This is a genomic window from Enterococcus sp. DIV1283b, assembly GCF_051710965.1.
In the GTDB taxonomy this organism is placed as follows: Bacteria; Bacillota; Bacilli; order Lactobacillales; family Enterococcaceae; genus Enterococcus_B; species Enterococcus_B lactis.
Genome location: NZ_JBIOLR010000001.1, coordinates 2840421 through 2865715, shown reverse-complemented (window position 1 = coordinate 2865715; position 25295 = coordinate 2840421). Strand labels below are relative to the sequence as shown.

The following is a 25295-nucleotide window of genomic DNA, read 5'->3' as shown; positions in this document are numbered from 1 at the left end:
AAAACGAAAAGGAGACTCATGTGAAAAATTCACGCTTTATAATTTTTAGCCTCCATCTATTGGTCTTTAGCATACTTTTTTATTTTGGAAATCGGATCGTCTTTCTGTTCTTAAGTGAAGGATTTGCTTCATTGGAGCTAGCAGATAGGATCATGGAAGCAATCAATCAGAGCTTTGCAGAAATAGCGGAATTCACCATCCATATCGAATTCGAACAAATGTCGTTGCTGTCAGGTTTTGTGTTTGGGATTGCTTATATATTGCTTGTCTTATATAAGACATTTGATAGTAAAAATACCAGACCAAACGAAGAATACGGAAGTGCGCGATGGGGAAAGCCTGGAGACATCAGACCATTTATTGATAAAAAGAAAGACTTCAATATCTTATTGACGAAAACAGAAAGTCTGTCTTTATCTGGTCGAATGAAGATTACAAAAAGAGACAACTTCAACCGTAATAAAAATATCGTCGTGGTAGGAGGAGCCGGAAGTGGTAAAACGCGGTTCTTTGTAAAACCTAATCTGATGCAGATGCATTCTTCCTATGTTGTCAGTGACTCCAAAGGATTGTTGTTGATGGAGACAGGAAAAATGTTTGAAGAAGCGGGGTATAAGATCAAGATTTTTGATTTGATCAACCGGAAAGCAACCGACTACTATAATCCTTTCAAATATCTCAGAAATGAAGATGATATCTTAAAGATCATCAACAACTTGATCAAGAATACAACTGATCCGGATAAAAAAGGTGGAGATGGATTCTGGGAAAAAGCAGAGACTGCTTTGCTGATGGCCATTTTTAGTTATCTGATCCAAGAGGTCGTGGAGGAAGATCGTACATTAGGAAGTGTGATCGAATTAGTCCGATTAGCTGATATTGATGAAGACGTACCAAACTTTGTCAGTCCATTAGATGTTTTATTCCAAGAATTAGAAGAAAAGGACCCGCAGAATTTTGCTGTTGCACAATACAAAATCTTTAAATTATCAGCAGGAAAAACAACGAAAAGTATTTTAGTCAGCTTGGGGGTTCGTCTGGCACCATTTGACATACCGAGTGTCAGACAGCTTGTTTCCAAAGACACATTAGCATTGGATACGATCGGAGATCAGAAAACTATCTTGTATATCTTATTACCAGATACAGACACGAGTTTCAACTTTCTGGCTAGCATGATGTACCAGCAGTTATTTGACATGCTGGTTTACAAAGCAGACAACGAATACAAAGGACGGCTGCCTGTTCACGTACGCTGTATTCTTGATGAATTTGCCAATATCGGTCAGATCCCAGATTTTGAAAAAGTGATATCTGTTGTCCGAAGTCGGGAGATCTCGACAAGTGTGATCCTGCAAAATATCAGTCAGCTGAAAACATTGTATAAGAACACATGGGAAACGATCATCGGGACAAGTGACTCCTTCTTGTACTTGGGAGGGATGGAACAAAGCACCCATGAATATATCTCTAAATTATTGGGTAAAGAGACGATCGAACAACGAAACATCAGTGTGACGAAAGGGGCAAACGGTTCGTTCAATGAAAGCTTCCAAAAACTAGGAAGAAACCTGATGGATCCTGATGAAGTCGCGAGTCTGAAAGGGCAAGAATGTATCTTGAAAATTCGAGGAGCCCATCCGTTCCTATCTTCAAAATATGACATCACCAAACACAAGAATTATAAAAAACTCGGAGATGTCACAGAGAAATATATGTATACGCGAGATTTTTCCGAGCAAGAGGAGCAGTTGCTTCCTGGACAAGAGGAGTTACCTTATGAGTCAAATGAACTGTTGCTCTCAGACTTTGACGAGACATTCTACGAAGCAGATGACACGATCGATGAGGAAGCTGATTTGTATGACGAGTATCAAGAAGACCATGACGATAACTATGACGAGGAAGCCTTGAGAGAGACAGTTTGATTATGGGACAAAGTATGAACGGCAGCTCTATATGAATTGAAAGAGGGGTTCTTTTGGGACTCCTTCTTTATGTGAAAATGACTAAGAAAGGTGTTTTCTGAAACGTTCCAAAATTTTCTGAACTTAGAAATAACTGTGAGAGAGTAAGGGAAAATTTTAGCTATACTGAAATTAGGTTTTAAAAATAAAAATCAACTAGTAAGGGAGATTGTAATTATTATGGATTCAAGATTATTAGAACAGGTGTTTACATTAGTTTCACGTTTTACTTTAGTTGGAGGCGGTTTGTGGCTCATTTGGGGGACGATTATTTTAGCAGGTGCTTTAAAAGATAAAAATGGACCTCAGCTGCAGCAAGGTATCTGGCAAATCGTTGGTGGCGGATTGATTCTAGTGGCTGCAGGCTGGTTTGCTACATCCTTTGATATGAGTTCTTTGTTGCCATGAGTTTGAATACAATGAGGATGATAGGAGTTTAGCGTATGCACACAGCGATAATGAGTCTCTTCAATCAGATTATTACTTATCTGAATGGAGAAGATTTGCAAGCTATGTTGAGTCAGGATCTGCAGTCTTATATGTATGATGCATACAGTTTGGTTATGCGTCTGCAGCAACATGTAGTAGGGCCGATTGCCTTATCAATATTGGCTATTTTTGTTCTTTTGGAGTTCCAGAAGATCTCAATGAAAGTAGAAGGGGCAGGTGGCGCCCCTATGCTTGGATTCGAGATGATTATGAAAGCACTGATTAAATTCGTGCTTTGTTACATAGTAATTTTAAGAATCCAAGACATATTAGACGGAATCATCATTATTACCAGCAACTTGACTGCCAGAGTGATCGAGATCGGAAATGATGGTGTACTGAATAATGTGGCAGATCGGGTAAGTTCAGCAGTCGCCGACCTCTCATGGTGGGAACAACTAGTTATTCTATTAGTCATGTGTATCATGTTTTTGGTTTCGCTTGTTGTGCGAGTGTTGATCCAAGTAACGATTTATCTAAGATTCTTGGAACTTTATATTTTTTGTGCGATGGCACCAATCCCGATGGGGGCACTTCCAAACCAGGAATTTTCAGCAATGTCGAAAAGCTTTTTCAAAAATTTTGCGGCCACGGGACTACAAGCAACATTTATTGGCTTGGTCTTAGTTATCTATCCGCTTTTGTTTATAAAAATCATGGAAGAAGTCGGTAGCGGAATCTGGGGGATCATCATGGGATTGACCATTTATATGCTTGCTCTACTGCTTTCAATCAATAAAACAAAAGGATGGGCAAAAACATTGCTCTCTGCATCATAAGGAGGAACTATGGCTGTCGAAGTAAAAGTACCAAAAGATATCAAAGAATACAAAGAAAAAGTAATCGCTGGTATGACCCTGAAGCAACTGCTTTGTCTTAGTGTTGCTGCCGGAGTGAATATCGTCATCAGTTTAATATTCATTGCATGGCTGAAGATCCCGATGGAAATCACCAGTTGGTTGATGATCCTTTCATCGATACCAATCGTTTCATTTGGTTGGTTCAAGCGTAATGGATTGACTTTTGAAGTATATATCAAACAGTTCTTCAAGTACCATTTTTCACCCGGTGTGAGGCAGAAGCAAGAGACGAAAATGGGAGAAAAAAGCAAAAAAGAAGAGAAAGAACAAACTGAAGAAACAAATATAGAAGCAAATAAAGATTTAGGCGGACAAGAAACATGATGAAGTTGAAGTCACTTACTCAAACGAGAAAATTAAAGAAAAAATTGAAAAACAATGAACCAAAAACACAAAAAGGCGGGAAGAAACCAAAAGAAATAAAAGAGACAGATCCTTTGCGAGCTACTTTTACGTTTCAGGAAATCTATCCTAGTGGCATTTGTCAAATCGATGAGATTACCTTTTCTACAACGATTGAATTAGAAGATATCAATTACCAGTTATCTTCAGAAGAACATCAAATCGAGATTTTTTCTCAATACTGTGATTTTCTGAATTCTTTAAGTAGTAAAACCAAGTTGCAACTGACCGTTTATAAAAAGAAACGTCCTTTGGCAGACTTGCAAAAAGTCCTTTATTATCAGGAAAAAGGTGATTTTTTAGATGACTATCGATCAGAAATGAATGAAGTCATCTCTAGAAAATTAGACGAAGAAAAAAATGGGTACCGCAAATGTATCTTGTTCACTTTTGTCCAAAAACATACAAAGATAGAACATGCAGAAAAAGAATTAGAAATGGTGGCAGATCGATTCTCAATGTTTGCCAGTCGATTAGGAAGTAAAACTAAACAAATCGAAAAACCAGAATTATTGACCATCCTCTCGGAGATTTTAGGAACAGATGACAAAAGAGAAAAGCAAGAAGCGGAAGATGTACTCCCAGAAATCATCGAAGTAAAACAAAATAAAAATTATTTGAAGGTAGATTCTCATTATGCCAAAACAATTTATCTCCAAGAATATCCTTCTGAATTAGCTGATACATTTTTATATGAACTACTGGAGATTCCTAAAGAATTAGTGATCACTCTGCATATCGATCCGTTAGAACAAGATGAAGCTTTTGATTTGGTAAAAACAAAGCTAGCCTTTATGGAACAGCAAAAAGTCGATGAACAAAAAAAGGCACTGCAAAGTGGTTACGACTACGAAATGCTTTCTTATGACCTTTCGTATTCATTAACGGAAGCAAAAGGATTGGTAGACGATTTGCAAAATAGAGGACAGAAGCTTTACGCCATAACAAGTTCAATCCATTTTCGGGCAGAAACAACTGAAAATTTAGCAGAGGTCCAAGATGAAGTGAATGCAGTAGGTCGTCGCTTTGGATTCAAAATCATTGAATTAGAGTTTATGCAGGAGAATGGACTAAATGCGACACTCCCGCTAGGAATAAATTCGATACCGCTAGATCGTACGCTATCAACAGCCAGCACAGCGATTTTTATTCCTTTTACGATCTCTGATCTGATCCAAGAAAACGGGAAATATTATGGCGTCAATGCCATTTCCAAAAATATACTCTCACTAGACAGAAAGCTGTTGAAAGCGCCTAACGGCTTTGTGCTAGGTACACCAGGGTCAGGAAAAAGTTTCTCAGTCAAGCGTGAGATCGTGAATGTATTATTGCGAGATGCAGAAGATGAAGTCATTATTATTGATCCAGAGCGGGAGTATTCCGTTATTGGACAGAATTTCAATGGAGAGATCATCAAAATATCCAGTGATTCTGCAACAACGATCAACCCGATGGATATCAATGAAAACTATGGGGACGATACCGATCCTGTAATATTGAAGTCAGAATTCTTGATTTCGTTGTTCGATTTGATCATTGGTGGGGCACTAGGCTTGAGCTCAACACAAAAAACATTAATCGACCGAGTTTGTCGTAGAACGTACGAATTAATGAGCGGTGATACACCCACTTTTGTGGATTTCTATAACATATTGAAAGAGCAGGAAGAAGAGGAAGCGAGACAGCTAGTCATGGATTTGGAGATTTATATCGAAGGAAGCTTATCGGTATTTTCTGCAAAAACCAATGTGGATATAACCAAACGACTTGTGATTTACGATATCAAAGACTTAGGGAAACAGTTAAAGACAATGGGGATGCTGATCGTTTTAGACCAAGTATGGAATCGGATCACGGAAAACAGAGAACGAGGCGTGCGAACATGGCTGTATATCGATGAGATGCAGCTTTTGTTTACCAATGAATATTCAGAGAATTACTTTTTTGAACTATGGAGTCGGGCAAGAAAATGGGGGGCCATTCCAACAGGGATTACTCAGAACGTGGAGACATTGCTGCTATCGGATCTTGCACGAAGAATGCTGTCTAACAGTGACTTCGTCATGATGCTCAATCAGGCTAAATCAGATAGAACACAGCTCGTTCGATTATTCGATATTTCGGAAGAACAGGAGAAATATGTCGTCAATTCTCCTGAAGGCTACGGATTGATGGTATTTGGGGATACCACTCTCCCGTTTTATGATCACTTTCCGAAAGATACGAAGCTGTACAAAATGATGTCAACCAAGCCTGGAGAAACATAATAAAGCAAAAACAAGCAGAAAGGATATGTGATAGTGGCTGATTTGGAAAATCCAAGAGGAAATATTGAACTGGATAACGAAAGAGAGGATGAGAAAGGAAGCATCTCCACTTCCAAGTCTAAAGCAGAAAATAGTGTTTTAAATAGAAATGGTGAGAAATCATCAAAAAGAAAAGCCTTCAAAACGAGTAGTGAGAAAAAGAAAAACATTCGGTTGAAGAAAAAAAACGGGAAAAAAGTAAAACTGATTACTTCGAATACGCGAAAAAAACGCCTTCGTGCCATGCTTCTCGAAAAAAGAATTGTCGCAGTGAACAATCCGAAAATCGCGAAACAGCAAAAGTTATTTCGAAGAAGACAATTACTTTTAAAATCAAAAAAAGAGCTAAAATTGGAAAATGCTCGCCAAACGAACCAACAACATATCATCCAACGAGAAAAACCGAATGAACAGACTTATCGGAATAGTGTGATTTCTAATAAACAAAGCACGCAGACAACACAAACGATTATTCGTAAGCAGAGTTTTCGTAAACAAGCTTTACAAACAGACTTGTCATATAAAGGCTATGTCAGTGAGGCGCAAAAAGCTTCTTTGAAGCAAAATCAGACTAAAATCAACAGACAGTCCAAAACTGCTCAAACATATAAAAGAAAACATCAGCGTTCGACTCTCTCTGATCAATCGAAGCAAACTGGTCAAACCAGCCAGAAATATAAGAGACAATCTGGTCGAGCAAGCACATACAGTGTGAAAAATCTAAAACATAAAGTAGACCGTTCATTACAACGAAATATTTCGCCTAAAAATCGTTTTCGTTCACAGATAAAGGAATTAGTGATCGATAAGGTAGGACGAGATGGGGACGGCAACTTGAATTTAATCGGGCTATTGATTGCGCTGTTTATTTTAGTACCGATATTGTTGAAACTGATTATCATCATAACCATCGTGGCAATAGTCATTACGGTCATCACTGTAATTATCACGATTTTCATGTTTATTGCTAGTCTATTCGTGATAAAGACCGAAGACATGGCACTTGAAGAAGCTTATCGCTATGTCACTCAACTAGATGCTCTTAAAAATAGAAATGTCTACAATGCTTACAGAAATTTAGCAAATGACAATCAATTCGATGAAGTATACTTCCATGTCAACGGTGTTCAATCAGATCCCGAGACGTTCTTATATTCTTCAAATGGCGATAGTTACTTATACTATTTGAATGCAAAATTCGAAGATTACGATATCGATGAATTAGCAATAGCGAAATATCGGGAAAGAATCGGTCAAAAAACTGGTCACTGGATTCCTTGGACTAGTCGAGGAACTATCTATGCCATATTCAAAGATGCACCCCATCCATTGACGCAAGAACCAGTCCGTGTCAATCGAGTCAGAGATGAAATCCTTGCTATCCATGACATGGTCTATAACTACAGTACGCTTGCTGAACTAGGAAAAGAAATCGAAACAACAACAGTAACGATTGACGAAGAAACTGGGGAAGAGAGAGTCGAAGTCAAAAGAGAAACAAAAAATATCGTGACGATCAACATCAATATCCAAACATTAGGAGAAATGCTAGATTCAGACCCGGAAGTAGATGTCTATACGATGAGAGGAGGAATTATTCCTTCAAACAATGACCCTTATTACGGCAGAGTATCTGCATTCGATGAAGAGGAAGTTGATAAATATTATCCAATCAGTGATTTAGATCGCTTTGAGAACAAAATCTTTTTACTTAATCCATTCGGGGCCACTCATTACGCAAGTGTAATCGACAATTACGGATATCGTGGACGAAATCCAGATGATAGAAACAATGATATTGTGCTAGAAGCAGAGCCAGGGACGCCAGTCTACGCGATGGGGGAAGAAACTATCGGTAGGATTTTAGGAGACGGAACTGGTTTACGTACATGGGTCTACATCAATGAATTTTCATTTTATCTGCATTACCGAAACATCGATCTTGTTCCTGGACTACGTTCAGGGCAGCGATTATCTGCAGGTGATCTTATTGGATATACTCGTTCTGATAATGGTGGTAATTTGCTTATGGATATGGAGCTTTATCGTTTCTGGCACGCAGATCCGCCACTATATCCAGCAGTGTATATCGATAATCTTTCTTTTGCTCATGAGACGAATCTCGGTTATTTCCGCAGTGGCGGAGGGTTGAGAGGGGAACTGATCAATCCACCAGCTTCTGTTACTAAATGGCGAGAGAAAGTGGCCGAAGAGACAAAGAAGAATAATATCGAAGGGTATGAAAATGCGATTTTATCCATTATCTGGGTAGAAACAGGCGGGAATGAGAGAGAATTTCCGGATATCATGCAAGCCAGTGAATCACAAGGAAGACCGCCAAATTCAATTAGGAGTCCAGAAGAATCCATCGAAGTTGGCGTACGTTATTTTGCTCGTCTTCTGAAAAAAGCACAGGAAAACCAGAAGAATGAGCGAGCTGCCGTCCAGGCATATAACTTTGGAGAAGGTTATTTAGATGACTTGATCCGAAGAAATAGTGATTACTCCTTTGATGACAGCAGGATCTTTGCCCGAGATAAAAGTAATGGAAAAACCGTTCCGTATCACAATCCTACTGCGTTGCTGTTTGGTTATACGTGGCGATATGATTATGGAAATATGTTTTATGCGCAACTTGTAACGAATAATATCATGGTCGAGAGTGGACGTATGGTAGAAATAGCTAGAGAAGAGTTAGGGAATTTGAATGGTGATAAATATTGGCGCTGGTTTGGTTTTGAAAATCGTGCAGAATGGTCTGCGATGTTCGTTTCATGGGTAGCAGATCAAGCAGGTTACATCAGTCAAAATAAAGTATTGAAGACGCCAAATGTATTAGCGATGAGAGACTGGTTCTACGAAAATGAAAAATTCAAACGTCATGATGAAGAGTATTTACCACAATCTGGTGATCTTATTTTCTTTGATTGGACAGGTGGAAGAACTGGCAAGGATTTTGTCGGGATCGTAGAATATGCAGGAGGCGGAATGGTCCAAGTCATCGAAGGAAATTCCGACAATCGAGTAAGAAGAAGAACCTATGCTTTAGATAGCATAGCTATCTCGGGGTATGGAACCCCATAATCTTATTTTTAGGAAAGGTGCGAAGATGCTTAAAAATTTTTTAGAGACAAAAGCTGGAAGAAACATCATTATAGGTATAGCTGTTCTAATCGTGGCAGTAATTACTCTTGTCACTTATTCACTGATGAGTGGAAAACCAAAGGAAACAGCCCAAGCAAATGATAAGACAGAACAGACCCAAGAAAGCAAAGAAACGATCGGACGTTATAACGGAACAATCTACAGCGGAACATGGTATTCGAACCGTTCGGATGATATGTATATCGAGTTAGATGCAGATGGAACTTACTGGGCTTCTTCCTGGATTCCTAAAGGCGAATACTACCTCAAGGATCAAAATATTATGGTTTTAGAAGCAGAAGATGGAAAAACAAAGGAATTCCAGTTACAAACACGGATGGGTAGCACAGTGATGTATCTGAAAGAAGGAGAAGAAGAGATCTTCTTATATCCGAATGAAGACATCAAACAAAAAATGGAATCAGAAAATGCAGAACAAATCGAAGCGGCTGAAAAAGCAGTGAACCAAATGTGGTCTGATATCTTGACGCAAGGTCACTGGGAGAACAAAAATTCAGATCGAACATTCAAGTTGGAATTCAAAGATGGGGAATATATTCAAACGAAAATCGAAGGTGATGATAAGGAAACGGAGACATTCCAATATACCATAACAGGAATAGTTACGGAACAAAGAGGAGCTACTGTTTCATTAAGCCGAACAGACGGAAATGATAGAAAACAAGATATTAATTTTAAGATAACAGAAGAAGGGTCAAAATATATCTTGGCAGGACCAGTAGGGACCTTCAAGTGGAACTCTTATTATGAAAAAAGATATGATGATGTCACACTTACACAAGATGGAACGAAACAAGAAGATTTGCCTGAACGTACGATCGAAACGACGGATGAAGATGGAAACAAAGTCATTATCACAGAAAGAGATGTGACGAACTGATATGGATGGAAATAATGCTGCGAAAGATAAAGAAGTAGAACTCACGGAAAGAGGGTTTCTCCATCTCGCTAAAAGCACTCCCCGTATTTTATTATTTGCCGTGAAGTCTCTATATAGAATTGGAAGAGGAACGATCAATCTTGTGAGAAAGAAAAGTTTTCGCGAGACTATTAAAAGCCTGCCTCGTGTTCCAATAGTTATGTTTAAACTTTTATATAACGCTAGAACAAGAAGCATCAATTTTGTGGAAAAGTTGCGTGGGAAACAAAAAGAAGTCAAACAAGAGAACAAAAAAAATATAGCAGTCCAAAATGAGAGACAGACCAAAAGTCAGGAATTGCAAGGCAAAACGGTGGGATTATCTGAAAAAACACATCAAGCAGCTAGGCCCACACTTAAAATCAATGCTAAAAGAGGAATGGCTAGACCTAGAAAAGTAAAATCAAATATTCAAAAAGACAAAACGCCAGAAATTACTGTGAACCGGAATATCGAAACCAGAGAACTAGGATCGGCATCGCAAAAATCAGATACAAAAGCAGAGAGAAATGAGCGAACAAGAAGCAATAAAGCTGCAAAATCGCGGGGCCGAATCCAACGAATGCAAAGCAATCGTGTTGCTCCAACACAGAACCGTCAACGTTCATTAAGTGAGATTAAAGTTTCCGCAACTAAGGTAGCCAAACAATTGAATGAAAAAATGCTCAATGAGAAAAAAATTTCAGCACCGTCATTATCTAGATAAGAAAATAAATCGAAAAAGCTTAGGAAGAATGTGATTTCCATCTCTTCCTAAGCATTTTCTAAATCAAGCGTATAACAGTTTGTATCTCAAGAACAATAGACAAATGAAACAAGGCGCAATTGTCAACAGCACATGACTCGATTTAGTGAATAAAGCGGAGGTTCATTATGGATAAACGAGAAAAAGCTTATTTACGCAGTAGTAAAAACTTACTGAATAATCACTTTACTTATATTTTAAATAACGTCAAAAAAATCGAAAAGAAGTTAAACGAACAACAGAAGAAAATGACGAGAAGGATGATTTCACCTCCTGAACAGCGAGTGTTGCTTAATGAATATAATCAAACAAAAGAAGCATACAGGGTGTGGAATCAAAGATTAGCGGATGTCGAAGAACAGATTCTAGATGTAAGAAAGCTATTGAATGACAAAAATGATTATCAGTATAAAAGCAAGACGATGAAAAGAAAAGGATATGCGGTGGGTACAGCCAAATCAAATTTAAGTCATAGTGTTGAACGATCAATGAACGATATCCGGAAAACAGCAAATTTTGGAATTAAATTATACAAGCAACAAGTGAATAAAGAACGACTTTCTAGTAATCTTCAAGTCACGAAAGAAGAGCTTATTAAAGCTCGAGCAGCCCTTAAAAGTATTCAAACTAATCCTAGAGAAAATCAAAACATAAAAAAAACGGTTGTCGGTAAAACAGCAAAGCCAACATGTAAGCTTAATAAAACAGAAAGAGAGGTCGAAAGAAATGCCTAAAAAGAAGGACTTAAAAAAAGAAAAAGAATTGTTGAATGAGAAATTCAAAAATGTTTGTAAAGAATGGCAATCAATAAACAAAAAACTGATTGAGGGACAAAAAGAAATACAGAAGGAAGGGATAGCGCTACAAAGTCCCGAGTATAGAGAAACATTTAAAAAAGCATTTCAATCTGGTGAATATAAAAATGGAATAACGATTTATAATCAATCTGTAGGACTAATTCAAAAATATCAAAACAATTTGGTTGATTATGGAAAAATTTGTCAGAAAATGCATACACTTGAGCAAACAATATATGAAACAAGAAAACAAATCAAAGATAAATCCAGTTATGTAAAAGACAGTAAAACATTTAAACGATTGAATTATAAAGAAGGATTTGCTTTAAACGCTTTAAAAAATAGCTACAACAATTTTTATCCTAAAAAGACAGCGGAAGTGATCCGTACGATCAACAATTTTGCTGATACTGCAAATGTCAAGTTACACCTTCGTAGTGCGGAACAAATGTCCAATGAATTGAAGGAATTACTACCAGCTGTGCGTAGAGAAGGAGAGATTAATAAACAAAATCCAAACTTAGAAAATATGGTAGAACAAGCGCGTAAAAATGCTGAGTCTATGAGAAATTCATCAGTTCAAAAAAGTCCTCATCAAGTTCGCTGATACGAATCTAAAAAAATAAGGAACTGTGACAAAAGTCTTGTTGCAGTTCCTTTTTCCGAATAAACGGTGTTCCAGAAGTAACTTCTTCGGAAATAAGCCGAAATTTCACAAAAATTTGAAAAGCAATTTTCGTAAATTCCTTCTTATTTCTTGAAGTTGCCCACTTCTGTCACAACCTCTTCAAGTCGTTAAATGGCTTGCATAATGATTGTTAGTAATAAACCCAATACATAGCTAGCATTGAATAAGACCATATTTTTGATGGAATAGCTGAAACTGATAGGCTGGGGTAATGTTTGCTTGAATTGATCTAAATGCTTCTTTACAATTGGTAAAGTCAAGAAGGTGATTAAGATCGGCCATTCATAGATACCACTCAATAACCCCATCAAAATCACAAAATAGCAAGCATACATCAATAGCTGGAATAAGACTGTCCCTGCTGGACGTCCGATATAAAAAACCAGTGTATAGCGATGATTTTCAATATCGCGGTCAAGATCTCGCAAATTATTAGCTAACATGATATTGGCAATCGTAAACACCAGGGGTAAAGAGGCTAAGACAATTGCTGCTACAGCCCAAAGATTCCCTACCAAAGCAAATTGCCCGGATGAAAAATCGACTGTCAGATCATAGACATCCGAACCAAATGTATTGACATAAACGACCATGGCAAAAATGCCAAGTCCCATAGTCACTCCGCTGAAGATTTCCCCTAAAGGCATTCGAGACAAGGGAATTGGACCGAATGTATAGAATACTCCGATAAAACAACAAATAAATCCCATCAAAAGCAAAAGCCAACCCGTATTGATCGTTAAAATAACGCCAATAACAAAAACAAATGCGATCATCGCTAAAATCATGTTTCGAATCAACACAGGGGATAGATTTCTGCGACCAATGACGTTTTCTTCATACTTATATACTTCAGAATGAGCCTTTTCATAATCCATGTAATTATTGATTGCGGTAGTCGCCAAATCAAAAACTAGCATTCCAATAAAAAATAAAAAAGTGTTCAACCAATGTATCTCGTGAAAAAAAGCGATAGAGAATAATACCCCTACCGCAAAAGGAAATACACTAGCCACCTTTGTTCGTATTTCAACTACTTCTAAAAAGATTTTTAGTGTCATGGTTCGTGCTCCTTATTTTAATTCAGAACGGTCACCCATCGTGTAATGGGAGTCCTCAGATAATTTGAAGGTGTCTTTGATTGGATCGGTCACATATACTTTATCATCTTTCGTTACGAAGATTGCTTCCGTCCCATTGTTCAATTCGCTTTCGACATATTCCAGACCTTTTTTCACACCCATTGAAAAGACTGCTGTAGACAGACCGTCACCATCGATCGATTTATCTGTTATGATCGTGACACTTGCGATATCGTTGTCGAACGGATAACCCGTTTTTGGATCGAACAAATGATGGTATTTTTTGCCATCTACTTCTAAATAGCGCTCGTAAATTCCAGAAGTAACTAATGTTTTGTTCCGTTCTTTGATCGAACCTAGAACAGAGCCACGAGCCATATTTGGATCTTGGATGCCGACTGTCCAGTCTTGATTTTCGCCTCTTGGGCTGTGTCCTAAGACATAGACATTCCCACCTAAGTCGACGATAGCAGTAGTCACACCTTGTTTTTTCAAGACTTTCACTACTTCGTCCGTAATGTAACCTTTGGCGATTGCACCTAAGTCGATGATCATCCCTTTTTCTTTTAGATAGACCGTTTTTTCTTTGTCATTTAGTTCGATCTTATGATAATCCACTAATTTCAATGCCTGATCGATTTCTTCTTGTGAAGGTTTTCTGGCGTCATCAAAACCGATTCGCCATAATTGAGTGATTGCACCGATTGCCATATCGAATCCGCCTTGAGAATCTTGGCTATATTCATAGGCTCGTTTGACTAATGTATAAATGTCGTCAGAAACTTTTACGGGTTTGATACCAGCTTGTGCATTTACTTCATCGATCTCAGAACCTTTTTGGTTGATCGTGATTTTATCACCAAGTTCTTTTACTCGATCAAAGGCAGGTTTCAATGCTGATTCTTTGCCTTCATCATACACACGGATACGAACGTAAGTCCCTAACAAGAACTGTTCATCAGAGTACGGATCTTTTAAGATCTTGGTAGATGCTGAACTTTCAGTAGTTGTATTTTTTGCTGAATTAGTGCAGCCAGTTAGCACCATAAAAGAGATGCCCAGTGTGATTAAGGAAAATAGTAGTTTTTTCCGCATTGTTTTCCTCTCTTCATTTTGAAAGGTGAGACGACTGCCTAATCTGGCTATCGTCCCACCCTCCAACTTTTATTAGTATGATTATGTGATTATTTTTCTGTTACGATATTATCTACTTCGATTGTTTGAGTATCGCCTTTTTCAGCTGCATTCACTAATTGTTGTGCATACATGATGAATGAATGTGAGCTGTGTGTAGCACCTGTAACAACTTCTACATCAGCTGGTGAGCCGTCTTCTTCACCCATTGCTTTGACGAATTCATCGTTAAGAGTAGGGATGTAAGTTTTTGGTTCTGTCCCGCTTTTGGCTTTCATGTTTTCATTGTATTCTGTATCATCTTGTTTTGATTTACCGTCTTTGTCAATATAATCAAAGTTTGATTCAGTTACTTTGCCGCCAGCAACTGTCATTTCGAATTGCACACGGTAGCCGTTAGAGTAGTTCTTTTCTTCTAGCTTGTAAGTGCCGTCTTTCAAATCAGCACCATTGTCGATTTCGATTGTATCTGTGTTACCAGCTTGAGCAGCTTGGATCAATTGTTGTGCGTAGTTTTGGAAGCTTTCAGATGAGTGAGTAGCTCCAGTTACGACTTCCACACCGCTTGCGCTTTGTGCTTTTAAGAATTGGTCATTCAACTCAGGAATGTATTTTTCTGGATTTGTGCCAGATTTTGCTTCCATGTTTTTGTTGTATTCTGCATCTTTTGTTTTTGATTCGCCGTTTTCATTGACGTTATCATATTTTGATTCAGTGATTTTGCCGTCTTTTACAACCATTTCAAAGACTGCGCGGTAACCATTTGAATAATTTTTTTCTTCTAATTTATATGTGCCGTCTTGCAAGTCTCCGCCAGCAACAACTTTTGCAGATGATTCTGTTGTGCTTTTTGCAGTCGAAGATTGTGCTGTAGATGATTCAGAAGAAGAATTTGAACTTCCGTTGTCATCTGCGCCGCAAGCGCCTAACACTAGAGCTGAAAATGCTAACACGGCAAATCCAGTTACAAAACGTTTTTTCTTCATTTTAATACCCCACCATTCCATTTTTAGTCCACAACTTTTCTTTGTGATTCATTATACATTCTAATCTTTTTAGCCTATAAGTCAACTATTTTTGATAAATAACCCATGTAATATTTCAAACGTTTTCTTTCAGCAAATTTCGTGAAAAAACGCTTTATTTTAAAATTTGAAAAAAATCCAAAAGGAGTTAGACAAAAGAACAGAACATCTATATAATATATGGAGATTGTGTAATAAGTATCAAACTAAAAGAATTATCATATATTCATTATATAGATAGTCTATAAGGAGCGGATGATCAATGGCAAAGCAAAATATTGTCGTTGTAGGAGCAGGATATGCCGGTGTTTCAGCTACAAAATACTTGGCAAAGAAACTGAAAAAAGAAGATGTAGCAATTACTCTGATCGATCGTCATTCGTACCATACTATGATGACCGAGTTGCATGAAGTAGCTGGCGGACGTGTAGAACCAGAAGCAATCCAATACGATCTGCAGCATTTGTTTGCTCGTCAAAAGAATGTACAACTTGTCACAGACACTGTAGTCGGTATCGATAAAGAACAGAAAATCGTCAAGACCAAATTAGGTTCCTATCCTTTTGATCAGCTGATCCTTGGAATGGGCGGAGAGCCGAATGACTTTGGTACACCTGGTGTCAAAGCACACGGATTCACCCTTTGGTCATTTGAAGACTCTGTAAGGATTCGGGAACATATTGAGAAGACAGTAGCAAAAGCTGCATTGGAACCAAATGATGAGTTGCGTAAAGCCATGCTGACTTTCGTTGTCTGTGGTTCTGGGTTTACCGGTATTGAAATGATTGGGGAACTAATCGACTGGAAAAATCGCTTAGCCAAAGAGTATAAGTTGGATCCAAACGAGATCACACTGATGGTCGTAGAGGCAATGCCGACGATCTTGAATATGTTAGACCGAAATGATGCTGCAAAAGCTGAACGCTATTTGCGTAAGCACAATGTAGAATTATTATTGAACGCACCAATCGTAGAAGTGGCTGCGGATCATATCAAGCTGAAGGACGGACGCAATATTCCGACTCACACACTGATTTGGACAGCTGGTGTTAAAGGAACTTCTGACGCTGCTGACTTTGGATTAGAAGCAGCACGCGGACAGCGGTTGATCGCCAATGAATACATGCAGGCAAAAGGCTACGAAGATAAAAACATCTATATCATCGGTGATTTAGTCTTTTATGAAGAGTTCCCAGGAACACCGACACCGCAGATCGTCCAAGCTGCTGAACAAACAGGACACACAGCCGCAGCGAATATCGTGGCTTCGATCAAAGGCGGAGAAAAGCATAAATTTAAAGGAAACTATCAAGGATTTATGGTTTCTATTGGTGCCAAATGGGGGGTAGCTAACCTATTTGATAAGATCCATTTAAGCGGATTTTTAGCTATCGTAATGAAACATATCGTGAATTTGAAATACTTCTTTGATATTCGTTCTGGTTATTATATGTTCCAATATTTAATGCATGAGTTTTTCCATATCAAAGACGATCGCAACGTGACTCGCGGACATTCTTCTCGTTACGGCAACGTCTTATGGAGTGTGCCACTTCGTATTTTCTATGGTTTAGTTTGGTTTGTTGAAGCTTCCAAAAAAATCATTGGGAATGGTGAAGTGTTCAAACCAAGTACATGGTTTGGTGAAGGATCATGGTTCACTGGAAACAGTGTATTCCCTTGGACATGGGAATATAATGTAACAGATGTTGCCAGTGGTGCTTCTGCTGCTGGAGATGCAACGACAGCTGCTAGCGGAGCAGGGGCAAGTGCCGGAGAAGCAGCAACTCAAGCTGCACATTTCGGGTTAAGTTATGCATACGGAGAAGAACCAATGGCTGTGATTGAGAAGTCACCAGACTGGTTCACAAAGATCATGCAAGTGATCATGCCAAATAATGATGTAGCGATGTTCTTTCAGAAATTCATGGTATTCTTTGAAATTGCCTTGGCATTAGCATTGATTGCTGGATTATTCACATGGCTATGCTGTGCGACAACGATCGTATTAGTGATTACGTTCTGCTTATCAGGTATGTTTTACTGGGTAAACATTTGGTTCATTTTTGTTGCTTTCGCATTGATGAACGGTTCCGGTCGTGCGATTGGTTTGGATCGCTGGGTGATTCCATGGCTACAACGTACACTAGGTAATTGGTGGTACGGTAGATCAAGTGCCCAATACGGCAAGAAATAAATAGACAAAAATAGATGAACAACGTTACTTGAATGCAATATTTCAATAGAAAGGGGCTGAGGCAAACCGTCGCAGCCTCCTTTTTATGTAAAAATAAAGGAATAAGATGTCCGAGATGAGTCTCCATGCTTAAAGCAAGGCGCAGGTGTCACAACCTCTGATAAACGGTATTCCAGAAGTAGCTTCTTCGGAAATAAGATGAAATTTCACAAAAATTTGAGAAGCAATTTTCATAAATTCCTTCTTATTTCTTGAAGCTGCCCACTTCTGTCACAACCTCTTGATATAAACGGTGTTCCACCTGCTGCTTCTCGGTAATAAGCCCAAAGAATCAGAAAACATGGAAAGCTGTTTTCTACTCTTCGTTCTTATTACTCAAAGCAAGGCGCAGGTGTCACAACCTCTTGTTTTTATGCTAAAATTGGGTGAGTTAATCTGGAAAAAGGAGAACAAAAATGAGCCTTAAAGAATTTGCTGAAAAAAGTCTGCTCAAACCTTGGGATGTTTTTATTATTTTTCTTTTGACTGTTCTTTCTTTTTTACCAGTCATGATTTTTGGTCTTCAGCAAAACACCGCAACAGCAGAAAAAGAAGCGGTACTGCGTGTGGATGGCACAGAAATCAAAACATTCCCTTTGATGGCTGGAGAAAAGAGCTACACATATACTTACAAAGATGAACACGGAGATTATAACTTGATCGAGATAGATGGCGATCGAGTACGGATAAAAGAAGCAGATTGCGATGACCAGATCTGCGTACGTCGAGGCTGGGCAACGAAAAATGGCGAAACCATTGTTTGTTTACCACATAAATTAGTGATCGAGGTCCGATCAACAGATGGGGGTGACGAAGACAGTCTGATTTATTAGACCTTCACACACCATGAGTAAATTACAAAAAATGATTTATATTTCGCTACTTGTTGCACAAGGAGTGATCATTGGCTTATTGGAAAATATGATCCCTTATCCTTTTGCTTTTGCGCCTGGGGCAAAACTGGGCTTAGCCAACCTGATTACGATCGTTGCGATTTTTACCATGAAAAAACGGGACAGCTTCTTGCTATTGTGGCTGCGACTATTTCTGACTACCTTGCTAGGTGGAACGATTTCCACGTTCCTTTACAGTATGAGTGGTGCTCTGCTTAGTTATTTTGGGATGTTATTGGTTAAGCAATTAGGACCCAAACGTGTCAGTATCATCGGAATCAGTGCGGCCGGCGGTTTCATGCATAATGTCGGTCAGCTTTTGATGGCCTCTTTCATTGCGCAATCATGGACAGTCATGCTGTACTTGCCAGTCCTTTCCGTTCTAGGAATCTTGTCAGGAATCGCTATCGGGATCGCGGCGAATTATCTTTTACGACATGTGCAGACACTGCAAAGATTCCAAAAAGATTATGAGCAGGGAACCAAACAACAATGGAGCCCGATGTTTACCAAAAAATAATCGTCACACAAGGAGTTTTTTTATGAAGCTACATCCAATGTGGGAAAACTATCCTGCTTTAAGTAAAGAATTGACAGAAACACTAAAACGGATGGAAGAAACTGTCCGTCTGAAAAACAAACCTGTCGAACAAGCAATCAAAGAAACGATCCATGCCGGCGGAAAACTGTTGCGACCTGCCTATCAGCTACTGTTCTCACAATTTGGACCAGAGCAAGACCGGGACAAAGCCATCGCTTTGGCAGCTTCCATCGAAATGCTCCATACGGCCACACTGATCCATGATGATATCGTTGATGAAGCGGATCTGAGGCGTGGTCAGCCTAATATCCGTAGTCAGTTTGGTAATGTCGTTTCTGTCTATGCAGGAGATTATTTATTTGTCTGCTGTTTTAAACTATTGTCTGATTACTCGACTTCCCTGAAAAGTCTTCAATTGAATTCTCGCAGTATGGAAAAAGTATTGAATGGCGAATTAGGGCAGATGGATGATCGCTATAATTATGAACTTTCTGTAAAAGAATATTTGGAGAACATTTCAGGTAAGACAGCTGAATTGTTCCAACTAAGTTGTTCTGTTGGCGCTTTTGAAAGTGGAACAAGCGAGCGTTTCGCAAAAAAAGCAGGAGATATCGGACTCTCTATCGGGATGGCCTTCCAGATTATCGATGATATTTTGGATTATACAAAAGAGAGTCAGGAAATCGGGAAACCTGTACTAGAAGACATGCGTCAAGGAGTCTATTCTTTGCCGCTGATTTATTCTTTGCAAAAAAACAAACAGAGTTTACTGCCTTATTTAGAGAAGAAAACGGAAATGACAGAAGAAGACGTTGAAGCTGTACGCAAAATCGTTGAACGTACAGGAGGTGTGGGAGAAGCCAAGAAATTAGCAGCAGCCTACACCGAAAAGGCGTTGAGAGAAATCAAGAAATTACCTGACACCTCTCTTCGAACGAGAGAAAATCTTTTTTCCCTTACCCAATTGATTCTGGATCGCAAAGACTGAATAGAAATTGGTTCAACACGTGGATAGATTCCTAAGAATGAAATCTGCGTGTTTTTGGATCACTTGAAATGTTTTTTATTGATGTTAACAAGCAAAAATAAAGAGCAACGTCACTAACTGACGTTGCTCTTTATTTTTTATCTCGGATCATCTTTTTATCTTTTCGACTTCTTATTACTCATGAAAGTGATGCTTAAACCGATTACAAGTAATATAACGCCTGCGAATGTTATCCAATTATTTGATTGACTTCCAGTTTTAGGAAGTACTTTTTTGGATTTGTTTAAATGATCATCGCTTGTTTTATTAGTTACGTTAACGTTCGTCCTGTTATCCGAACTTGTTCTTGGGAAGGAGACACTTGCATGACGGCTATCACTTGTGATAAATGTTGTATCTATCGTATCGGTACTGTCACTTATGGCCGTTGTATTCGTACTAATATTTGTAGTTCTAGGGTCTTTGCTAACGCCTGTGCCAGTGATATCCGTGTTGTCGCTTGTAGTCGTTGTATCTGTGCTATCGCTTGAAGCAGTTGTGTCGGTACTATCACTTGAAGTGGTAGTTGTTGTATCCGTATTGTCGCTTGTAGTTGTTGTATCTGTGCTATCGCTTGAAGTGGTAGTAGTATACGTACTATTGCTTGTAGTCGTTGTACCTGTACTGTCACTTGAAGTGGTAGTTGTGTCTGTGCTATCGCTTGTAGTTGTTGTGTCGGTACTATCACTTGTGGATGTGGTATCCGTACTATCACTTGAAGCTGTTGTATCTGTACTATCGCTTGTAGTTGTTGTGTCGGTACTATCACTTGTGGATGTGATATCCGTACTATCACTTGAAGCAGTTGTATCTGTGCTATCGCTTGAAGTGGTAGTTGTGTCTGTGCTGTCACTTGTAGTTGACGTGTCAGTACTATCACTCGTGGACGTGGTATCTGTACTATCGCTTGTAGTCGTTGTATCTGTGCTATCGCTTGAAGTGGTAGTTGTGTCTGTGCTGTCACTTGTAGTTGACGTGTCAGTACTATCACTCGTGGACGTGGTATCTGTACTATCGCTTGTAGTCGTTGTATCTGTGCTATCACTTGTGGACGTGGTATCTGTACTATCACTTGAAGCAGTTGTGTCTGTACTATCACTTGAAGCAGTTGTATCTGTACTATCGCTTGTAGTTGATGTATCGGAACTATCACTTGAAGTGGTAGTTGTATCCGTACTATCACTTGTGGACGTGGTATCTGTACCGCCTGTACCATTGTCGCTGATAAATATTTCGTTAGGATCCCAACGATTGGTAGCCGCATCTAAAATCACATTTGTCCCTATAATCGTTCCGTCTTGGTTTTGAGTAATGTGAATAGTGGCATTAGGCGCAAGAACCGTTCCTTGAAAAGGAGCACTGATTGTCAAATCAGTCATTTCATTTCCGAAATTCCAAGAGATATTCGCATCCGAAAAATCTTCTGTTTCATGATTTGAACGATCATTGTATTTGATTGGTGACTGTACGTTCAATGCAGAAGCACTGTTGATGACATTAAATACGACTACTTGATCACTTGGATTAATGATTTGAAGTGGCGTATTCATCGTTAACACTTCTGCGTCGATATTTACCAATAAAAATCCAGAATTCGATAAACCAGTCAAGTCAATGGTTCGATTATTCATGTCTGGAAAATCCGCAGCAGTATATGTTTTAGCTGGGGTGGCAGTTGCAAGGTCATTTGCTGCTACATTCAATCTAGCAAATTCTTGCTCGAAATCAATATATTCGTTTCCATCCCGATCTTTATAAAAATCATCTGGAGTTAAGTGATCAAGCCTTGATCCATTAACCGTAGGATGCCCATCTTGTAATGCTACATTCACACTACTACCAACGACAAATTTATTTACTCTTGTGTCACCAGTAGGGATACCTGAAGAATTAATGAAAGAATCAGTTTTTTGTATATAATTGATCTCTTGGTTCAACAAACCTTCATGAAGCTCTGTCCCAAAATTATTTTTTGCATCCAGTTCATGTGTCGCTATATTTCCGTCTGTATGTGCATTAACAGTTGTCTTATTTTTGGCAAATACATGGAATTGACTAGCAATTCCCAGCAAACCATAGTTACCAGTTAAATCATTATAAACATTCCCAGGATCTTTAGGAAATGTCTCCGCTGAAACGGTCACACCATACGAAAAGATGTTGAACAATAAAGTAACTAGTACAAGTAAACTTACCCCTTTTTTCATTGTTTACCTTCTTCCTTTTTCAAATATTTTCCTATTATACACTTTTTTTCCTAGGGTTAAACTGTTCGTTTGAAAAATCATTGTTTATTTAAACAATATTAATGAATCATTCATTTTGCTTGCTTTTATTCAAATACTAATGGAGAAGTATTTTTCTTTTTCAATCTTCAAACGATTCATGTTAGTGACTGGAAAGTGTAAAAAATGAGGGGGTGTAGTAACATATAAGTAGAAATCCTAGAGTTAGGAAAAAGCAAGTAGGATAAATAAAAAGGAGGAAAACAGATGAATTATTTAGATATGTTATGCGAGAGTGTGGACCGAGCATATGAGCGATTTGAACGTTTGTTTGAAGGCGTCTCTACTGAGGAGGCCAACCGTTTTCCAGTGGAAGACAGAGCCCCGCAAATCAAATCAATGACTTGGCTGGCTTGGCATACCGCTCGAGAATTGGATTTCCAGATTGCTGATTTAGCCAGTACCTCTCCAATTTGGCACAGCCAAGACTGGGAAAGTCGGTTTCCGATGACAATAGCAGATGACGAACAAGATTGGAAGCAAAGTCTGGAACAAGCAAAACAGATCCAAGCTAATCAAGTAGAAGACTTGCTAGGATACTTGCGGGCAGCTTCTGATTCTGCTATTTCTTATTTAAGAGGGTTAGAACCTTCCGAGCTAGATGAAGTAATTGATGAGAACTGGACACCACCAGTCACGCGAGGGATGCGTCTCGTTTCTATTATTGATGATGCTGCCATGCACTCTGGTCAGGTAATCTATGCGAGACGTTTGTTGGGATTGAAAGACTAAGACACTAAATAAAAAAGAACTTACGACAAAAACAAGTCGCAAGTTCTTTTTTGATTTCAGTTGATTGGCATCCACGGTCTGTATAGTAGTAAGGAATGTACTAAATAGTAGTGAAGCCGTCAGTAAACGCAATTTTCTATTTTTCATTTCAAATCCCTCCATTTTATATTGTAACCGATTACTATTTTAACCTAATAAATAATCCAATAAGAAGGAAGTTTATTTAACTTTTCTGGTCATCCACATATTTCTACAAAAGGAAAAAACTGTTCTGAGAGTGTGTTCTGAGTCTGATAAAGTATTAACAGGTAGGCAGTTTTAACGATAAAAGCATCATGGAAAACTAAAATCAGATCCATTTGTTTTTATAGAAAAAACAGGAAAGCTCTATCGATAAAAAATGGCAAAGGAGGAAGATATTCTGGTCAAACGACACAAAAAAAAGATCATCGCTTCCCTAGTAGTACTGGTAGTTGCACTCGGCGGCTTTTTTGTCTATGACCATTTCTGGAAAGAGCCGGAAGTGATCATGAATTTGAATAGCGGCGATCAATCATTCATCAAGGACATGTCAGAAGAAGAGTTGCGTAATTTTCTGCAAGATCAAGCAGACGAAGATTATGTTCGACTGAAGTTGGATACGACGATGCGTTTTGATACCTCTGACAAACCTGGGTCAGTCAATATCCAAAACCCGCCCAGTAACGAATATGCCATCGAAGTGACAACTTATATCGAAGGAGAAGACGATGAAATCTACATTTCTGGAGTGATCCAGCCAGAACAATATGTAAGTGAAGGCAAACTGTTGCGTAAAGTAGCTAAAGGAACATACAAAACGATCAGTACGGTCCAATTTTTGGATACCGAAAAGAATGTAGTCGGAACATCTTCTGTCGTTGGAAAGTTAACAGTTGAAAGTTAACTGATAGCAAATATATATTTTTTAGGAGGAAAAGAAATGAAAGTCTCAAGAAAAATGGTGTTGCCGGCACTTGCATTAGTAAGCAGTGCGGCAATCGGACAAACGGTAAGCGCTTATACGTGGGTGGGTGGCGAACCTGATCCGAATACGGTTTACGAATCAGTCCAAAAGCAAGATAACGCAACGATCCCAGCAGAAGGTACTTTTAAAGAGTGGGACCCGACTGACCCAGGGCCTGGACCTGGGCCAACAGATCCAGTTGATTGGATCGATGTATCGATCCCGACAAAAGTCTTGTTCGGACAAACAGATGCGACAGAGGGGAAGGTCGTAGCACCAATCTATCAAATCAGAAACAATTCGACAAAAGGCGTGAAAGTCTCTGTGGGCAACTTCGTTAAAGGGCAAGATGCAGATAAAGTGCCGGAATTAGTGTTGAACATGGATAGTGTCAGCAGCAGTACATCCATCCCTTTAGTCAACCCGACGACTGCTCCACAATTTCCACGTGAATTAGTGACATTGCCGAACCAAAACGATGTCACAGAGTTCACTTTCTCTGGTAGCGTCGGAGCGAATTTCCAATTTGGGGAAGCCATCAATCCTAAATATGAGCTTGTCTTGCAATTTGAAGCAATAGGGGTATAAAAAAATGAAAAAAACAGGGATCCTTCCGCTGTTTTTCCTTCTAGGGTTTATCTGTCTATCAATGAGCGGTTTGGCAGATGCAGCAGAAAAAGAAAGCACGATCGAAGTTAGCGGACTGATCTATTCAGAAAAACCAACGGAACCTGGAACAGGTCCAAGCACAGATCCTGGAACAGGTTCAAGTGCTGGGCCTGGTACAGGCTCAACTGCGGATTCCGCAACTGATTCGGGAAAAAGTACCGGTGGAGATACGTCGGGAACATCCGGTTCTAGCGACACTAAAGGCAATCTGCCTCAGACGAATGCTGTAGGGACAAGTAGGTGGGTAGCGGCAGCAGGCGTGCTGCTTCTCCTCGGTTCTCTTTCTTTATTAAGTAAAAAAACCTTGTCTGGAGACACAAATGTTTAGACAGACGAGCAAATACAAAA

General features: G+C 38.9%; 22 protein-coding genes. 18 read left to right on the top strand and 4 right to left on the bottom strand.

What is annotated here, in order from left to right; genetic code table 11:
• The first annotated feature begins 20 nt into the window (after positions 1-20).
• From IGJ53_RS13990 to IGJ53_RS13945, 10 genes are all read left to right on the top strand, one after another.
• Positions 21-1928, top strand: coding sequence for a VirD4-like conjugal transfer protein, CD1115 family (locus tag IGJ53_RS13990; RefSeq protein WP_010733017.1), 1908 nt, complete (start codon positions 21-23; stop codon positions 1926-1928).
• A 219-nt stretch (positions 1929-2147) separates the two neighbouring features.
• The gene (locus IGJ53_RS13985) at positions 2148-2375 is read left to right on the top strand and encodes a hypothetical protein (RefSeq protein ID WP_010733018.1); all 228 of its coding nucleotides are present in this window, start codon (positions 2148-2150) and stop codon (positions 2373-2375) included.
• 35 nt (positions 2376-2410) lie between these two features.
• The gene (locus IGJ53_RS13980; protein WP_010733019.1) at positions 2411-3235 is read left to right on the top strand and encodes a hypothetical protein; all 825 of its coding nucleotides are present in this window, start codon (positions 2411-2413) and stop codon (positions 3233-3235) included.
• A gap of 9 nt (positions 3236-3244) precedes the next feature.
• Positions 3245-3640, top strand: a complete 396-nt coding sequence (locus tag IGJ53_RS13975) for a PrgI family protein (RefSeq protein ID WP_259741866.1) — start codon at positions 3245-3247, stop codon at positions 3638-3640.
• Positions 3637-5985, top strand: a complete 2349-nt coding sequence (locus IGJ53_RS13970) for a VirB4-like conjugal transfer ATPase, CD1110 family (protein WP_259741865.1) — start codon at positions 3637-3639, stop codon at positions 5983-5985. Before IGJ53_RS13975 ends, IGJ53_RS13970 begins: the two co-directional genes overlap by 4 nt.
• Before the next feature lie 33 nt (positions 5986-6018).
• Entirely contained in the window at positions 6019-9108 is a 3090-nt protein-coding gene (locus tag IGJ53_RS13965) for a lysozyme family protein (RefSeq protein ID WP_010733022.1), read from the top strand.
• Between the two features lie 25 nt (positions 9109-9133).
• Entirely contained in the window at positions 9134-10069 is a 936-nt protein-coding gene (locus tag IGJ53_RS13960) for a hypothetical protein (protein ID WP_010733023.1), read from the top strand.
• Between the two features lies 1 nt (position 10070).
• A complete protein-coding gene (locus IGJ53_RS13955; protein WP_010733024.1) occupies positions 10071-10814 on the top strand; it encodes a hypothetical protein in 744 nt (247 codons plus the stop codon).
• Between the two features lie 167 nt (positions 10815-10981).
• Positions 10982-11587 (top strand): hypothetical protein, encoded by a 606-nt coding sequence (locus IGJ53_RS13950; protein ID WP_010733025.1) that lies wholly within the window; start codon positions 10982-10984, stop codon positions 11585-11587.
• On the top strand, positions 11580-12257 hold the full coding sequence (locus IGJ53_RS13945) for a hypothetical protein (RefSeq protein ID WP_010733026.1): 678 nt from the start codon (positions 11580-11582) through the stop codon (positions 12255-12257). Before IGJ53_RS13950 ends, IGJ53_RS13945 begins: the two co-directional genes overlap by 8 nt.
• 188 nt (positions 12258-12445) lie before the next feature.
• On the opposite strand, the gene menA is transcribed toward IGJ53_RS13945, so the two are convergent.
• The 3 genes from menA to pplA all read right to left on the bottom strand — a co-directional run bounded on the left by menA (position 12446) and on the right by pplA (position 15540).
• On the bottom strand, positions 12446-13399 hold the full coding sequence (gene menA, locus IGJ53_RS13940) for a 1,4-dihydroxy-2-naphthoate polyprenyltransferase (protein ID WP_010733027.1): 954 nt from the start codon (positions 13397-13399) through the stop codon (positions 12446-12448).
• Between the two features lie 12 nt (positions 13400-13411).
• Positions 13412-14515: an FAD:protein FMN transferase gene (locus tag IGJ53_RS13935; RefSeq protein ID WP_010733028.1), complete on the bottom strand. Its 1104-nt coding sequence runs from the start codon at positions 14513-14515 to the stop codon at positions 13412-13414.
• An 89-nt stretch (positions 14516-14604) separates the two neighbouring features.
• Positions 14605-15540: an extracellular electron transfer flavoprotein PplA gene (pplA, locus tag IGJ53_RS13930; RefSeq protein ID WP_002307821.1), complete on the bottom strand. Its 936-nt coding sequence runs from the start codon at positions 15538-15540 to the stop codon at positions 14605-14607.
• Positions 15541-15841: 301 nt separating this feature from the next.
• Here pplA and IGJ53_RS13925 point away from each other — a divergent pair, with 301 nt between their 5' ends.
• The 4 genes from IGJ53_RS13925 (at position 15842) to IGJ53_RS13910 (ending at position 20237) form a co-directional block, all read left to right on the top strand.
• Positions 15842-17776: an NAD(P)/FAD-dependent oxidoreductase gene (locus tag IGJ53_RS13925; RefSeq protein WP_259741890.1), complete on the top strand. Its 1935-nt coding sequence runs from the start codon at positions 15842-15844 to the stop codon at positions 17774-17776.
• Between the two features lie 455 nt (positions 17777-18231).
• Positions 18232-18648 (top strand): NusG domain II-containing protein, encoded by a 417-nt coding sequence (locus IGJ53_RS13920; RefSeq protein ID WP_010733030.1) that lies wholly within the window; start codon positions 18232-18234, stop codon positions 18646-18648.
• 13 nt (positions 18649-18661) lie between these two features.
• Positions 18662-19228 carry a Gx transporter family protein gene (locus IGJ53_RS13915; RefSeq protein WP_042957083.1) on the top strand — a complete coding sequence of 189 codons (567 nt, stop codon included), beginning with the start codon at positions 18662-18664 and terminating at the stop codon, positions 19226-19228.
• A 22-nt stretch (positions 19229-19250) separates the two neighbouring features.
• A complete protein-coding gene (locus IGJ53_RS13910) occupies positions 19251-20237 on the top strand; it encodes a polyprenyl synthetase family protein (protein ID WP_259741891.1) in 987 nt (328 codons plus the stop codon).
• Positions 20238-20392: 155 nt separating this feature from the next.
• On the opposite strand, the gene scm is transcribed toward IGJ53_RS13910, so the two are convergent.
• Positions 20393-22483, bottom strand: a complete 2091-nt coding sequence (gene scm / locus IGJ53_RS13905) for a collagen-binding MSCRAMM adhesin Scm (protein WP_438750490.1) — start codon at positions 22481-22483, stop codon at positions 20393-20395.
• Between the two features lie 285 nt (positions 22484-22768).
• Here scm and IGJ53_RS13900 point away from each other — a divergent pair, with 285 nt between their 5' ends.
• From IGJ53_RS13900 to IGJ53_RS13885, 4 genes are all read left to right on the top strand, one after another.
• Entirely contained in the window at positions 22769-23293 is a 525-nt protein-coding gene (locus IGJ53_RS13900) for a DinB family protein (RefSeq protein ID WP_259741633.1), read from the top strand.
• Positions 23294-23693: 400 nt separating this feature from the next.
• The gene (locus IGJ53_RS13895; RefSeq protein ID WP_010733037.1) at positions 23694-24218 is read left to right on the top strand and encodes a hypothetical protein; all 525 of its coding nucleotides are present in this window, start codon (positions 23694-23696) and stop codon (positions 24216-24218) included.
• 36 nt (positions 24219-24254) lie between these two features.
• Positions 24255-24866 (top strand): hypothetical protein, encoded by a 612-nt coding sequence (locus IGJ53_RS13890; protein WP_010733038.1) that lies wholly within the window; start codon positions 24255-24257, stop codon positions 24864-24866.
• Positions 24867-24870: 4 nt separating this feature from the next.
• Complete coding sequence (locus IGJ53_RS13885; protein WP_438750487.1) at positions 24871-25275, top strand: LPXTG cell wall anchor domain-containing protein; 405 nt, start codon at positions 24871-24873, stop codon at positions 25273-25275.
• Positions 25276-25295 lie beyond the last annotated feature (20 nt).